We start from the raw sequence: 14,688 nt of genomic DNA, 5'->3' as shown, positions 1-14,688 counted from the left end.
TCAGGCGCGCGGGTCGTCGCGCAGCGCGGAGCGGAGCACGTCGAGACCGACGGAGCCCAGCCCGAGGGCGCGAGCGTGGAACGCCTTGAGGTCGAAGTCCTCGCCTCGGGCGGTGGCCGCCGCGCGGGCCTCGTCGCGGGCCTGCTCCCACAGCCGCTGGCCCACCTTGTACGACGGTGCCTGGCCGGGCCAGCCGAGGTAGCGGTTCAGCTCGAACCGCACGAACGCCTCCGGCATGTTGACGTTGGCCAGCAGGAACGGCCACGCCTTGTCGGCGTCCCAGACGCCTCCGCCCCACTGCTCAGGTGCCCGCTTGCCCAGGTGCACGCCGATGTCGAGCACGACGCGCGCCGCGCGCATCCGCTGCGCGTCGAGCATGCCGAACCGGTCGCCGGCGTCGTCGAGGTGGCCCAGGTCGGCCATCAGCCGCTCGGCGTACAGGGCCCAGCCCTCGCCGTGCCCCGACACCCAGCACATCAGGCGCCGCCACGAGTTCAGGGTGTCGCGGGCCTGCACGGTGGCCGCGCACTGCAGATGGTGGCCGGGCACGCCCTCGTGGAAGACGGTCGTCTTCTCGCGCCAGGTGTTGAACTCCGTGACGTCGGCGGGCACGGACCACCACATGCGCCCCGGCCGGGAGAAGTCGTCGCTCGGCGGGGTGTAGTAGATGCCGCCGGTCTGCGTCGGGGCGATGCGGCACTCGATGGTGCGCACCGGGCCCTCGATGTCGAAGTGGGTGCCCGCAAGGTCCTCGATGGCGGCGTCGGCCGTCTCCTGCATCCACCGCCGCAGGGCGTCCGTGCCGTGCAGGGTGCGGGCGGGGTCGGCGTCGAGCGCCGCCACCGCGTCCGCGACGCTCGCGCCCGGGCCGGCGATCTCGCGGGCCACGGCCTCCTGCTCGGCGACCACTCGCGCCAGCTCGTCGAGGCCCCACTCGTACGTCTCGTCGAGGTCGACCTGGGCGCCCAGGAACTCCCGGGAGAACAGCGCGTACCTGTCCCGCCCGACGGCGTCGCGCTCGGGGGCGCGGGGCGCGAGGTCGCGCTCCAGGAAGGTCGCGAGCCGGGCGTAGGACGCGCGCGCGGCGTCGGCGCCGCGCTCCAGCTCGGCGCGGATCAGGCTGCAGGCGCCCGACTCGTCGAGCACCGAGTCGACCTCGGGGCCACGGATCAGCTCGCGGAAGAACGAGTCGTCCCCGGCGAGCTCACGCGACTGCGCGATGCCCTCGCGGACCTGGCGGACCGCGGCGACCTGGCCGCGGCGCGCGGCCTCGGACAGCGAGGCGACATACCCCTCGATCGCCTCCGGGATGCCCGTGAGGCGCGACGCGATGTTCTCCCAGGCCTCGGTGGTGCCGGTGGGCATGACGTCGAAGACGTCGCGGAGCTCCTGCACCGGCGATGCGATGTTGTTGAGGCTCGCCAGCGGCTCTCCGGAGTCGTGCAGCTCGAGCTGGAGGCCGAGACGCTCGCGCATGGCCGCCAGGGTGACGCGGTCGATCCCGTCGAACTCGTGGCGCCCGTCGCGCTCCAGGGTGTCGAGCTCGCGCAGCACCGCGCGGTCGGCGGACGCCCGCGCCTCGTGCCCCGCGGGCGACAGGTCCGTCATGGCGTGGTCGTGGCCCGGGACGCCGATCGCGGTGGCCGTGAGCGGGTCCAGCTCGGCGACGCGCTGGACGTAGGCGTCGGCCACGGCGTCGATCGCGGACGGCGTGCGAGACGAGGCGGGATCGTTCGAGGTGGTGTGCGCAGTCACACGCCGCAGCCTAGTCCCGCGCACCGCCGGGTCCCGCGCACCGCCGGGTCCCGCGCACCGCCCGTGTCGGCCGGCCCGCCTGCCCCACGGCCCCGTCAGACGGGCGGCGGTGTGCGGTCGTCGTACCGCTCGACGCGGTGGCTGGTGTGTGCGCGCTGGCGGTTCTGGACCAGACCGAGGATGAGGGCGAGCACGCCGGCAGCGATGCAGATGTAGCCGACCACGTTCAGGTTCACGACCTCCCACGTGTCGGGAGAGATCGCGAACGCGAGGATGGCGCCGACGACGATGAGGAAGATGCCGCTTCCGATTCCCATGAGCGTGCCTCCGTTCCCAGGTACCGAGGTCGGTACCCGTCGCCCCGATCATGTCGAGCCGCGTGCTTCCTCGCACGTGGACGCGCTGCCGAGACGGTCGTGTCCGGGAGCGGCGGAGGAGCTAGCCTCGGTCCTCGTGCACGACGACGTGATGGACCCCGCCCCCGACCGGCGCGCGCTGCGCGTCGTCGTCGCCCCCGACTCGTTCAAGGGCAGCGCCACGGCCGCCGAGGTGGCGACGGCGCTCGCAGCCGGCGCCCGCGCGGCCCTCGGCGACGCCGCGCGGGTACGGGCCGTGCCGTTCGCGGACGGCGGGGAGGGCACGCTCGACGCGATCCTCGGGGCGTGGGGCACCGGCGCGCGCACCTGCGCGACCACCGACGCACTGGGCAGGCCGACCACGGCGCGGTACGGGGTCTCGCCCGACGGGCGGACACTCGCGGTCGAGGCGGCGGAGGCCAACGGCCTGCCGCAGGTGTCCGACGTGCCGTTGCGCCCCCTCGACGCCACCAGCCGCGGGGTGGGCGCGGTCGTGCTCGCGGCGCTCGACGCGGTGCCCGGGGCGCAGGAGGTCGTCCTCTTCGTGGGCGGGTCGGCGACGACCGACGGCGGTGCCGGCCTGCTGGGCGCCCTCGGCGCACGGTTCGTCGACGCCGCGGGTGCTCGGGTGACCCCGGGCGGCGGCGGGCTGAGGTCCCTGGCGGACGTCGACCTGACGGGCCTCGACCTGCGCGCCCGCGCCCTGCGCTGGCGCATCGCGTGCGACGTCGACAACCCGCTGCTCGGGCCGCGGGGCGCGGCCGCCGTCTTCGGCCCGCAGAAGGGGGCGACGCCCCAGGACGTGGCGGCCCTCGACGAGGGCCTCGCCCGCCTGGCCGACGCGCTCGCCGCGGCGACCGGTCACGACGCGCGCGACCTGCCCGGCGCGGGCGCGTCCGGGGGGCTGCCGGTGGGGCTGTCGGCGGCGCTCGGGGCCGAGCTGGTGCCCGGGGGCACGCTCGTCGCCGAGGCGGTCGGCCTCCCGGGGGCGCTCGCGGACGCCGACCTCGTGCTCACGGGGGAGGGGCGTCTCGACGAGCAGTCGCTGCACGGCAAGGTCGTCGACACCGTGGTGCGGCTGGTGGCTGGTCGTGCGGCCGTCGTGGTCGTCGCGGGCGGTGTGGAGCTCACGCCCGGCCAGGTCGCGGAGGCGGGCATCACCGCGGCGTTCTCCCTGGCACCCGGCCCGCGGTCGCTCGCCGAGCTCTCCCGCGACGCCCTGACGGAGCTCGAGAGCACGGCAGCGCACGTCTGCCGCCTGTTCGCCGCGGGGCGCGCGGCACCCTGACCGCCCGGGCCCTGGGCCCCGCCCTGCGTCCGCCTCAGCGCCCCCGCGTGCGGCGGCGGACCGACTCCGCCCAGCCGCGGTGGTACCGGGCCACGACGACGTCCGTGCCCGGCGCCCACCACACCGCGACCGGGTCGCCGTCGCGCGGCGGCAGCGGCACGCGGGCGGTAGCGCCGTCCCGGTCCTCGCCGGCCGTCTCGTCGTCGGACCGCTCGCCCGACCGCTCGCCCGACTGCTCGCCCGGCTGCTCGTCCGCGGACCGGGCCGGCAGCATCGCGGACCAGGTCTGCTCCGCGGTGCCGTCGTCGGTCGGGTAGGAGAGCAGGCCGCTCAGCAGCCGGCCGCTCGAGGTCGCCCGCTCACGGACGAGCACGGACCCGGTGACGGAGCGTGCGCCGGCGTCGAACGCCCGGGCCGCGGCCTGCTCGGTGCCACGGCGCTGGTCGTCGCGGTACCGGACGAGGCACGCGACCGCCCCGACCATCGCCGCCGCGAGCATGCCCATGAACAGCCAGAGCTCCAGCTCGCCCGACGGGTTCTCGAGCTGGCGTCGCACCACGTACAGCGCGAGCGCGACCCCGAGCGCGGGCGCCCACAGCCAGCGGCGCACCCATCCCGGCGGGTCGGCCTGCGGAAGGGCCTCCAGCGGCGCCTCGACGTCGTCCGCGTGCTCCACCTGCTGCCACAGTACGCTCACGACTGGAGGCTCCAGCGCCAGGCGTCCGCGTGGTGGCGGCCCCAGCGGCCGCCGAAGCTCTTCGCCGTCGTGCCCGCGCCGTTGCCGCGGACCGTGCGCGCACGGTTGGTCCACTCCTCGACGGGCGCGACGTCGTCCGGCAGCCCGTCGGCGGCGGCCACCGCCGCAAGCCCGGCGACCAGCGCCGCGACCTCGGCGTCGTCGGGGGAGCCGCGCAGCACGCGGACCTGGTCGTTCATCGGTCGCCGCCCTGCGGTCCGTCGTCGGTCGCGTCGTCGCCGCCGTCGACCTCCTCGTCCAGCTCGTCGTCGTCCAGCTCGTCGTCGTCCAGCTCGTCGTCGTCGCCGAAGTCGACCGCTGCGCCGCGCGACGTGGCCCACTCCGCGACCTCGTAGCCCCCGTCGAAGAGGCGCTGCGCGACGTCGGTGCCGGCCTCGTCGAGCAGCTCGACGACGCCGTCGAGCGTCATGCTCGCCCCGGCGGGAGGATCGGCGATCACGAAACCGAGGTAGAAGACCTCGGCCGGGACCGCGCCCTCGGGCGTGCCGTGGGCGTGCTCCGGCTCCTCGTCCTCCTCCGGCTCCCACACCGAGCTCGTGAGGTCGGGGTGCATGCCCAGCGAGTCGTGCAGCGAGTCGAAGACGGCGGCGTTGAGCTGCCCGACCCTGTTCTCGAGCGCGAGCACCCGGGGGTCCTCGTCCGCCTCGGCCGCGCCGAACTCCGTGCGCACGCCGACCGCGGTGGTCACGTACTCGTGCAGCGCGGCGGCCAGCGCGTCGACGGCGCGGTGCATCGGCTCGGGGTCGACCGACCCGAGCGGGGCCGGTCCGTGGGTGGCGTCCTCGTGGCTCATGCGGGCATTCTCTCTCGGTTCCTGGTCCTGTCGACGCAGGGCACGGTCGACCGGCGGCGGGTCACAGGGGGATGTTGCCGTGCTTCTTGGGCGGCAGGGACGCGCGCTTGGTGCGCAGCGCCCGCAGCGCGCGCACCACCTGCACGCGCGTCTCCGACGGGCGGATGACGGCGTCGACGTACCCGCGCTCGGCCGCGTCCCACGGGTTGACGATCGCGTCGGTGTACTCGTCGGTCAGGCGCTGCCGCTCCGCCTCGACGTCACCGCCGGAGTCCGCGACCTCCTTGAGCGCCGAGCGCTGGAGGATGTTGACGGCGCCGCCGGCGCCCATGACCGCCACCTGCGCGGTCGGCCAGGCGAGGTTGACGTCGGCGCCGAGCTGCTTGGAGCCCATGACGATGTAGGCGCCGCCGTACGCCTTGCGCGTGATGACCGTGACCAGGGGGACGGTCGCCTCGGCGTACGCGTAGATGAGCTTGGCGCCGCGGCGGATGATGCCCTGGTGCTCCTGGCCCACGCCGGGCAGGAAGCCCGGCACGTCGACGAACGTCAGGACCGGGATGTTGAACGCGTCGCACGTGCGCACGAACCGGGCGGCCTTCTCGGCGGCGTCGATGTCGAGGGTGCCCGCCATCGACAGCGGCTGGTTCGCCACGACGCCCACCGACTGGCCCTCGACGTGGCCGAAGCCGACCAGCACGTTCGGCGCGAACAGCGGCTGGACCTCGAGGAACGACTCCGGGTCGAGCACGGCCTCCACGACGGCCCGCATGTCGTACGGCTGGTTGTCGCTGTCGGGGACGATGACGTCGAGCGCCTCGTCGTCGGCCGTGACCTCCAGCGGCAGGTCGTCCTCGGGCGGGAACGACGGCGCGTCGCCCAGGTTGTTCTGCGGCAGGTAGTCGAGCAGGTGCCGCACGTAGTCGATCGCGTCGTCCTCGTCGGCGCCGAGGTAGTGGGCCACGCCCGACGTCGTGTTGTGGGTGCGGCCGCCGCCGAGGGTCTCGAAGTCGACGTCCTCGCCGGTGACCGTGCGGATCACGTCGGGCCCGGTGATGAACATGTTCGACGTGCCGTCGGCCATGACGATGAAGTCCGTCAGGGCGGGGGAGTAGACCGCGCCGCCCGCGGACGGGCCGAGGATGAGGGAGATCTGCGGCACCACGCCGGACGCGGCCACGTTGCGGCGGAACATCTCCGCGAACTGCGTCAGCGCGGCGACGCCCTCCTGGATCCGCGCGCCGCCGCCGTCCGAGATGCCGATGATCGGCACCCCGGTGCGCAGGGCGAGGTCCTGCACCTTGGCGATCTTCTGGCCGTGCACCTCGCCCAGCGAGCCGCCGAACACCGTGAAGTCCTGGCTGAACACGCACACCTGGCGGCCGTCGACCGTGCCGTACCCGACGACGACTCCGTCGCCGTCGATGCGCCGTCGCTCGAGGCCGAAGTTGCGGCTGCGGTGCTTGGCCAGCGCGTCGAGCTCGACGAAGCTGCCCTCGTCGAGCAGGGCGTCGATGCGCTCGCGCGCCGTCTTCTTGCCGCGGGAGTGCTGCCGGGTGCGGGCGTTCTCCTCGGCCGTGGCGTGGGCCAGCTCCCGACGGCGCTCGAGGTCGGCGAGCTTGGCGGCGGTGGATGTCGAGGTCGCGTCGTTCACCCGACCGACCCTAGTTGGTGGGTTGCCACCGATCGATGGGCGACAGGCCGCGTGACCGCCCGCTTCTTTGGTGGGACCCCACAAATCTGCGGCGGGGTCCCGCGACGTGGGCCCGGTGCGGCACGATCGTGCCGTGACCCGCGACCTCCTCGACATCAGCGCCCTGCGCCGCGACCTGCTCGCGCCCAACGGCCCCCTCGCCTGGCTCGACGTGCTCTCCGAGACGCCGTCGACGAGCACCGAGCTCGTCGCCCGGGCGCGGTCGGGCGCCCTGGCCGCGCCCGGGGTCCTGGTCGCCGAGCACCAGGCGGCGGGGCGGGGGCGTGCCGGGCGCACCTGGGCGACGCCCCCGCGGGCCGCGCTCACGGCGTCGTTCCTGCTGCGGCCGCGGGTGCCCGCCTCGGCGCTGGGCTGGCTGCCTCTCCTGGCCGGTCTCGCGGTGGTCGGCGCGCTGCGGGACGTGGGGGCCGGCGACGAGGGCGCCGCGCGGCTGAAGTGGCCCAACGACGTGCTGCTGCCCGCGGCCCCCGCCGTGCCCGGCTTCGGGGAGTTCCGCAAGGTGGCGGGCATCCTGGCGGAGGTCGTGCCGGGACGCCCCGGAGCCCCCGGGGAGCCCCGCGCCGACGAGGGCGCCGGAGGGTCCGGGAGCGCGGGCCGCTCCGCCGTCGTCGTGGGGGTCGGTGTCAACGTCTCCCAGACGGCGGACGAGCTCCCGGTGCCGACGGCGACCTCGCTCGCCCTGGCCGGGGTGCAGGTGGACCGCGGTGAGCTGCTGGGCGCGCTCGCCCGGCGGCTGTGCACCGTCGTCGGCCGGTGGGAGGAGGCGGGCGGCGACGTGGCGTCCGCCCGGCTGGACGAGGCCTACCGCGCGGCGTCCGCGACGCTCGGGACGCCCGTGCGCGCCGAGCTGGTGGGCGGCGCCGGGGCGTACGAGGGCACGGCGTCCCGGCTCACCCCCGACGGCTCGCTCGTGCTCGACACCCCCGACGGCGAGCGGGTGGTCACCGCGGGGGACGTGCACCACCTGCGCCGGCCCTGACGACACCCAGCCGGCACACAGCCCGCGCTGGCTACAGTGGGGACGTGACGAGCGACACCACCACTGGCACTCCCGCGGGGGCCACCCCGGACGACACCGCCGCGAGGCTCGACGAGGCGATCCTCGGCGGACCCCGGCGGTACACCCTGGCCGAGCTGGTCGCGGGGACGGGGCTGTCGCGGGAGTTCATCGAGAACTACTGGCGGTGGCTCGGCCTTCCCGTCACGCACCCCACGGAGACCCTGTTCACCGACGCGGACATGCAGGCGCTGCGCGAGGTGGGCGATCTCGTCACGGACGAGCAGCTCGACGAGCAGGCGCAGATGACGTTCATCCGGTCGCTCGGGCACACCACCGACCGGCTCGCGCTGTGGCACGTGGAGGCCCTGGTCGAGCTGATCCAGCGGCGGCACGGGCTCGACGACGCGAGCGCCCGCCTCGCCGCGCTCGACCGCGTGCCCGACCTCGCGGACAAGATGTCCCGCCAGCTCGAGCACGCCTGGCGGCTGCAGCTCGCGGCGCTCACCGGACGTCTCGCGACGGAGTTCGGCGGGATCCGGGCGACGTCGGACGCCGCTGCCGTCGACCAGCTCCCGCTGCGGCGGGCGGTCGGCTTCGCCGACATCGTCTCGTTCACCAAGCGCACCGCCGGCCTGGGCTCCCAGGAGCTCGCCGAGTTCGTGCAGGTCTTCGAGTCGCGGGCGCGGGACGTCATCACGGAGGCCGGGGGGCGGGTCGTGAAGACCATCGGCGACGCGGTGCTGTTCGTCGCCGACGACGTCACGACCGGCGCCGAGGTCGCGCTCGGGCTGGCGGCGCCGCACACCACCGAGGACGAGATCCCCGTGCGGGTCGGCTTCGTGTGGGGGCGCGTGCTGTCGCGGTTCGGCGACGTCTTCGGCCCGGACGTGAACCTCGCCTCCCGCATCACGGAGCTGGCGGAGCCGACGTCCGTGCTGGTGGACCCGCCCACCGCCCGCCTGCTCGCGTCGTCGTCGCGCTACGCCCTGACCGCGCAGGAGCCGCAGGAGCTCCAGGGCATCGGCGAGGTCACGCCGGTGCGGCTGCAGCGGGCGTACACCGGCGCCTGAGCGTCGCGGACGCGCCCGGCCCGCTTGCGTCCGGGCTGCTCGTCTCCGGGCTGCTCGTCTCCGGGCTGCTCGTCTCCGGGCTGCTCATCGCCGGACGGCTCGTCTCCGGAGGCTCAGGGGCCGCCCACGGCGACGACGTCAGGGTCGCGGGGGTCGGGGTCCGGCTCGATGAGCGAGGGCCGGTTGTTCTGCACCGAGCCGACGGCGTCCCCGACGGGGCGCGTGGCCATGCCGACCTGCGGACCGCCGACGATCGACATCGCCTCCTCGGCGCCGACGGCAGGGTCGAGCCAGGCGTCCCAGGCGTCCGCCGGGAGGATCACCGGCATCCGGTCGTGGATGCGCTCCAGGTCCTTCGACGCCGCGGTGGTGATCACGGTGGCCGAGACGAGCCAGCGGTCCGGGTCGTCGTCGGCCTTGGACCGGTCCCGCCAGAACTCGTAGAGGCCCGCGAGCGCCGCGACGCCCCCCTCGGCGGGGTGGATCCAGTAGGGCTGCTTGGGCACCTTGCTCGTGGACCCGGCCCGGGCGGGTGCGCCGTCGGGCAGGGTGAGCTTGCGCCACTCGTAGTAGCCGTCGGCCGGCAGCAGGCAGCGGCGCACCCCGAGGGGCTTGGCGAACGCCGACTTGTCGAGCAGCGTCTCCGAGCGCGCGTTGATCATCCGGGCGCCGATGCCCGGGTCCTTCGCCCACGACGGGACGAGCCCCCACCGGGCGAGCCGCAGGGAACGGGTGATCTCCCCGGTGTTCCTGCCGTCGATGCGCTGCGGGCGCTCGACGACGATCCGGACAGGGTCCGTGGGTGCGACGTTCCACGACGGCGGCAGCAGCCGCGCGTCGTCGGCGATGTCGGCGACGGCGAGGTCGTCGGCGATGTCCTGGGCGTCGCGGAAGGACGCGTAGCGACCGCACATGCCTCCATCGTGACGCACCCCACCGACAGCCTCCCGTCCCCGCCGCGGAGACGGGACGGGGAGTGGGGTGAGAGGGCTCACGGGACGCGGTGCCGGTTTCCCCTGCCACGGATCGTAACGATTCGATACGATGGCCGTCATGCCCCAGCCCCCCGCGACGCCCACGCGTGCCCGTTCGCCGTTCCGCTGGGTGATCATGCTCGGGGCTCTCGCGGCGCTGCCGGCGTTCACGGTCGACATGTACCTGCCGTCCCTTCCCGAGGTGGCCGACGAGCTGGGCTCCTCGGCGTCGTTCGCGCAGCTGTCGATCTCGGTCATGCTCATCGGCGGCGCGATGGGGCAGCTCGTCATCGGCCCGCTGTCCGACCGCTACGGTCGGCGCGCACCCCTGCTCGTCGGGCTCGCCCTGCACGTCGTCACCTCGGTCCTGTGCGCGTTCGCGCCGACCATGGCGATCCTCGTGGGGCTGCGGCTGGCGCAGGGCTTCTTCAACGCCGCGTGCGGCGTGGCGGCGATGGCCGTGCTCCGCGACCGCTTCGTCGGCGCCGAGGCCGCGCGCATCCTATCGCGCCTCATGCTCGTCATCGGCGTCGCGCCCATGCTCGCCCCCACCTTCGGCTCCGCCATCGCCGCCGCCGCCGGCTGGCGCTGGGTGTTCGCCGCGCTGGCCCTGGCGGGCGTGGCGATGGCGCTCGTCGTCCTGCGGCTCATGCCCGAGACCCTGCCTCCCGAGCGGCGCCAGACGGGCTCGCTCGGCTCGGTGTTCGGCGGCTACCGCACCCTGCTGCGCGACCGGCGCTTCATGGCCCTGGCCGTCATCCCCGGGCTCGGCCAGGCGGTGCTCATGAGCTACGTGGTGGGCTCACCGTTCGTCTTCCAGACGGGCTACGGCCTCAGCCACTCCGAGTTCGCCCTGCTGTTCGCGGTGAACGGGCTGGGTCTCGTGCTCTCGGCGCAGGTCAACGCCGCACTGGTGCGCAAGGTCGCCCCCATCCGCATCTTGCGCGCCGCGATGGCGATCCAGGGGGTGTTCGCGATCGGGTTGCTTGTCGTCGCGCTCACCGGGGCGGGCGGCCTGCTCGGGCTCCTGGTCATGCTGTGGGTGGTGCTCGCGTTCCAGGGGATGATCCCGGCGAACGCGTCGGCGATCGCGCTGTCGCGCCACGGCGAGCGGGCCGGCACGGCCGCCGCCGTGATCGGGGCCGTCCAGTCCGGGATCGGTGGCGTGGTGTCGCCCCTGGTGGGCGTGCTGGGTGGGGGAGCCGTCGCGATGTCGGCAGTGATGCTCGGCGCCCTGTGCAGCGGGCTGCTCGTGCTGGGCCTCGCCACGCCCGCCTACCGCCGCGACGGCTGGGTCGAGCTCGCCCACTAGGACTGCGGGGAGCGGGTTTGTCGAGCCGCACCTCCCACGAGGTGGAACAGAGGTGCTAGGTCGTCGCGGTCTCTCGATCGTCGTACCACGCTGGGAGCATGCGGCGCCCGCGCGCGCAACGTGCTGCAGCCGACGCGTCGTCGGCCGAGCAGACCGGGACGACCCAGAAGCTCGAGCCGGGATCGGCCCTCCGGGGCATCCAAGATCGCAGCCGACATGGACGACGGCGCCCCGGCGCTCGTGGAGACCGCATCGTGCCAGGACGAGCGCGGGTCCCTGGTCAAAGCTAGTTTCTGCCGTGCATGGTACGGGCGCCCACTTCCCCGTGAGGAGCATGTCGATGACGCACGTGATTCGGACAATTGCAGGAGCCGTACTTGCAGCGGTGCTTGCATTAATACCCGTTTATTCGGCATCCGCCGCAGTGGCCCCCAAGAGTCCAACCGCCACAAGCGCTGATGTGGCGCCGCTCGATTCGTGAGTACCCTACGACTATGCCCACATTACATCGGCTGCTGCCTGTGAGCGTCGGCGGACCTGGCTCGTGAACAACGTCCACTGGGTGACCTACGTCAACTCTGACTGCTGGAGGTTCACGAAAGTTCAGTGCCCACCGTCCTATTACTGGATGGTGATGGTTCGCGAGAACGGTGTTCTCGTCGCACGAGGCTCGACCGGCGACGTGGCTAACAAGCAGGACTATGCGACAGCTTGCTGAGGGATCGGAGGCGGGGCGCTGGGGGCCGGCCACTCCGATGCTCCCTGGAGGGGCGATTCTGTGAGCTATGTATCCGACTACGGCGCAATCACTCATTGCGGTGACCTCTTGGGTGACGAAGGTCGTCGATATGTCTACGCGAATGCAGTTCGATACGTGGCATCCTCACCCGATGCCACCGTCGATGAGGTCCGCTACCGCCTGATGATCTTTGATCAGAATGCAGTGCAACTTGAATACCTCTCGCGCATGCTCGGCAGTGTTCGCGTCGTCTTCGCCGGGAGGTTTCGACCCGGGGGTGACGGCGGCGAGGTAGGAGAGGTCCAGGTCGAGCACCTCGGCCTCCAGCTCGTGTCGGACTATGTCGAAAGTGTCGCCGGCACCGACGGCGGGGCCTGAGCCTCGATCCTGGAGATGCGAAATGGGCAGCATCTGCCGGCGAAGCGAGAGGCCGGCGACGGCAAGGACGACGTCATCATCGTCCAGGACCGCCCCACGGAGCAGAGGTTCACGCAGTCGATGCCCGGGCGTCCTGTCCTGTTCGTGCGAGCGTCTCCGGCCTGGGGTGGGATCGCAGCATGAGATCCTCTCGGCTCGTCAGCGTCGCCGCGGCCGGTACCGCCGCGGCCCTCCTGCTCACCTCGGCACCTGTCGCGTTCGCCGGCCACGGCCATGACGGCCATGGTGGCGGCCACGGCAGCGGTCACGACCGGCCCGGCAAGGTCACGACGCACCTCGTCCCCACGCTCGAGGGGCGTGCGACCCTGTCCGCCGACCACCTTGCCGAAGGGCCGCCGTCGGGCGCCCAGGCGGCGTCCGCGAACGGACGCCAAGGGCCTTGGGACGGCCAGGTGATCCCGGGCTTCTCGGCGATGGTCGACAACGGCGACGGCACGTTCTGGGCGCAGCCCGACAACGGGTTCGGCAGCCAGGGCAACTCGGCGGACTTCCTGCTGCGCAGCTACCTCGTGGAGCCGGACTGGGACACGGGCGGCGGGAGGAGGTCCGGATCCGGCGAGATCGAGGTGCTCGACCACATCTCGTACAACGACGCGAACGACGTGCTGGACTTCGAGATCGTGCACGAGGACACCGACGACCGGCTGCTCACCGGGGCCGACCTCGACATCGAGTCCGTCGTCCAGGCCGACGACGGCACGCTGTGGGTGGGTGAGGAGTTCGGGCCGTTCCTGCTGCACTTCGACGCGGACGGCACCCTGCTGGAGAAGCCGTTCTCGCTGCCCGGGGGGCTGAGGTCCCCGCAGAACCCGTACCTGGCGGACGGCGAGGAGCCGACGCTGCGCGCCAGCCGCGGCTTCGAGGCGATGGCGGGCACGCGCGGCGGGCGCTACCTGTACCCCGTGCTCGAGGGCGCGATCGTGGACGACGCCGACCAGCGCCGTCGGGTGATCCACGAGTTCGACACCCGCCGGGGTGAGTACACCGGCCGCACCTGGGACTACCAGACCGACCAGGAGGCGAACGTGCTCGGCGACGCCTTCGCCGTGGGGCGGGACTCGTTCTGGATCGTCGAGCGCGACGACTTCGAGGGCCCCGCATCGGTCACCAAGCGGGTCTACGAGATCGACCTGAGCCGCACCGACCGCGACGGCTACGTGCGCAAGGAGCTCGTGCTGGACGCGCTGCGCATCGAGAACCCGCGCGGCATCGACGCGGGCGAGGGCTACGGCCTCGGCGAGACGTACGCCCTGCCGGTGCAGTCGTTCGAGACGGTGCTGCGCCTCGAGGACGGCCGCATCCTGATCGGCAACGACAACAACTACCCGGGCAACGCCGCGCGCAACCCCGGCACCCCGGACGACACCGAGATGGTCGTCGTCGACCTGGAGCGCGAGCGCACCCGGGACGACGGCGTGACCGTCATCGGGCACCGCGGGGCCTCCGGGTACCGGCCGGAGCACACGCTCGCCGCCTACGAGCAGGCGATCCTGCAGTGTGCCGACGTCATCGAGCCGGACGTGGTGCCCACCTCCGACGGCGTGCTGGTGGCCCGCCACGAGAACGAGATCGGCGGCACCACGGACGTCGCCGACCACCCCGAGTTCGCCGACCGCCGCACCACCAAGACCATCGACGGCCGCGCGGTGACCGGGTGGTTCACCGAGGACTTCACGCTCGCCGAGCTGCGCACGCTGCGCGCCGTCGAGCGGCTCCCCGAGGTCCGTCCCGGCAACACCGCGTTCGACGGGCTCTACCAGGTCCCGACGCTCGACGAGGTGCTCGACCTCGCGCGGCACTCCGAGACGTGCGACGGGCAGCCGGTCGGCGTGGCCCCGGAGACGAAGCACCCCACGTACTTCGACTCCGTCGGGCTCCCCCTCACCGGGCCGCTCGTGGCCGAGCTCCGGGCGAACGGGTTGGACTCGCGCCGCGCCCCCGTGGTGCTCCAGTCGTTCGAGACCGGGAACCTGCGTGAGCTCGACCGGCGCACCGACGTCCGGCTGGCCCTGAACGTCTCGGCGAGCGGCGCGCCGTACGACCTGGTGGCCGCCGGCGACCCGCGGACCTACGCCGACCTCGTCACGCCGAAGGGCCTGCGCGGGCTGGCCAGGTACATCGACATCGTGAGCATGGAGAAGAACGTCGTCATCCCGCGGACGGCGGACGGGTCGCTCGACGAGCCCAGCCGCGTGGTGCGCGACGTCCACCGGGCCGGGCTCGAGGCCTATGCCTGGACGTTCCGCGCCGAGAACCAGTTCCTGGCCGCGGACTTCCGCTCGTCCGACGACCCGGACGCGCACGGCGACCTCGCCGGCGAGATCGACGCCTTCCTCGACGCCGGGCTCGACGGGCTGTTCTCCGACCACCCGGACATCGCCGCCGCGGCCGTCGACGCGCGTCGCTGACGTGGCGTGGGGGGGGGGGGGGCGGGGGGGGGGGCGGGGGGGGGGCCCCCCCCCCCCCCGGGGGCCCCCCCCCCGCGCCGGGGG

13 protein-coding genes are annotated in these 14,688 nt (G+C 73.6%); 6 read left to right on the top strand and 7 right to left on the bottom strand.

Annotation, left to right across the window (positions count from 1 at the left end; all coding sequences use genetic code 11):
• Together LEP48_RS03140 and LEP48_RS03135 are read right to left on the bottom strand one after the other, a co-directional pair.
• Positions 1-1,755, bottom strand: a complete 1,755-nt coding sequence (locus tag LEP48_RS03140) for a DUF885 domain-containing protein (protein WP_225564126.1) — start codon at positions 1,753-1,755, stop codon at positions 1-3.
• 95 nt (positions 1,756-1,850) lie between these two features.
• A complete protein-coding gene (locus tag LEP48_RS03135) occupies positions 1,851-2,072 on the bottom strand; it encodes a DUF6458 family protein (protein ID WP_225564125.1) in 222 nt (73 codons plus the stop codon).
• A gap of 136 nt (positions 2,073-2,208) precedes the next feature.
• Here LEP48_RS03135 and LEP48_RS03130 point away from each other — a divergent pair, with 136 nt between their 5' ends.
• On the top strand, positions 2,209-3,399 hold the full coding sequence (locus LEP48_RS03130; protein WP_308009958.1) for a glycerate kinase: 1,191 nt from the start codon (positions 2,209-2,211) through the stop codon (positions 3,397-3,399).
• Positions 3,400-3,433: 34 nt separating this feature from the next.
• Here LEP48_RS03130 and LEP48_RS03125 read toward each other — a convergent pair whose 3' ends face one another.
• From LEP48_RS03125 to LEP48_RS03110, 4 genes are all read right to left on the bottom strand, one after another.
• Complete coding sequence (locus LEP48_RS03125; RefSeq protein ID WP_225564124.1) at positions 3,434-4,096, bottom strand: hypothetical protein; 663 nt, start codon at positions 4,094-4,096, stop codon at positions 3,434-3,436.
• Positions 4,093-4,335, bottom strand: coding sequence for an acyl-CoA carboxylase epsilon subunit (locus LEP48_RS03120; protein ID WP_225564123.1), 243 nt, complete (start codon positions 4,333-4,335; stop codon positions 4,093-4,095). The genes LEP48_RS03125 and LEP48_RS03120 overlap by 4 nt, the downstream gene beginning before the upstream one ends.
• Positions 4,332-4,949, bottom strand: a complete 618-nt coding sequence (locus LEP48_RS03115) for a hypothetical protein (protein WP_225564122.1) — start codon at positions 4,947-4,949, stop codon at positions 4,332-4,334. Before LEP48_RS03115 ends, LEP48_RS03120 begins: the two co-directional genes overlap by 4 nt.
• 61 nt (positions 4,950-5,010) lie before the next feature.
• Positions 5,011-6,603: an acyl-CoA carboxylase subunit beta gene (locus LEP48_RS03110; protein WP_225564121.1), complete on the bottom strand. Its 1,593-nt coding sequence runs from the start codon at positions 6,601-6,603 to the stop codon at positions 5,011-5,013.
• A gap of 133 nt (positions 6,604-6,736) precedes the next feature.
• Between LEP48_RS03110 and LEP48_RS03105 the strand changes: the two genes are divergently transcribed.
• Both LEP48_RS03105 and LEP48_RS03100 read left to right on the top strand, forming a co-directional pair.
• Positions 6,737-7,642 carry a biotin--[acetyl-CoA-carboxylase] ligase gene (locus LEP48_RS03105; protein WP_225564120.1) on the top strand — a complete coding sequence of 302 codons (906 nt, stop codon included), beginning with the start codon at positions 6,737-6,739 and terminating at the stop codon, positions 7,640-7,642.
• A 44-nt stretch (positions 7,643-7,686) separates the two neighbouring features.
• The gene (locus LEP48_RS03100) at positions 7,687-8,733 is read left to right on the top strand and encodes an adenylate/guanylate cyclase domain-containing protein (RefSeq protein WP_225564119.1); all 1,047 of its coding nucleotides are present in this window, start codon (positions 7,687-7,689) and stop codon (positions 8,731-8,733) included.
• Between the two features lie 113 nt (positions 8,734-8,846).
• On the opposite strand, the gene LEP48_RS03095 is transcribed toward LEP48_RS03100, so the two are convergent.
• Complete coding sequence (locus LEP48_RS03095; protein ID WP_225564118.1) at positions 8,847-9,647, bottom strand: SOS response-associated peptidase; 801 nt, start codon at positions 9,645-9,647, stop codon at positions 8,847-8,849.
• A 139-nt stretch (positions 9,648-9,786) separates the two neighbouring features.
• Between LEP48_RS03095 and LEP48_RS03090 the strand changes: the two genes are divergently transcribed.
• The 3 genes from LEP48_RS03090 (at position 9,787) to LEP48_RS03080 (ending at position 14,604) form a co-directional block, all read left to right on the top strand.
• On the top strand, positions 9,787-11,019 hold the full coding sequence (locus LEP48_RS03090) for a multidrug effflux MFS transporter (protein WP_225564117.1): 1,233 nt from the start codon (positions 9,787-9,789) through the stop codon (positions 11,017-11,019).
• A 778-nt stretch (positions 11,020-11,797) separates the two neighbouring features.
• Positions 11,798-12,136, top strand: coding sequence for a hypothetical protein (locus LEP48_RS03085; RefSeq protein WP_225564116.1), 339 nt, complete (start codon positions 11,798-11,800; stop codon positions 12,134-12,136).
• A 179-nt stretch (positions 12,137-12,315) separates the two neighbouring features.
• Entirely contained in the window at positions 12,316-14,604 is a 2,289-nt protein-coding gene (locus LEP48_RS03080; RefSeq protein WP_225564114.1) for an esterase-like activity of phytase family protein, read from the top strand.
• Positions 14,605-14,688 lie beyond the last annotated feature (84 nt).

The sequence above is a fragment of the Isoptericola luteus genome (genome assembly GCF_020297055.1).
In the GTDB taxonomy this organism is placed as follows: Bacteria; Actinomycetota; Actinomycetes; order Actinomycetales; family Cellulomonadaceae; genus Isoptericola; species Isoptericola luteus.
This window is presented reverse-complemented; position numbering and strand designations above follow the sequence as displayed.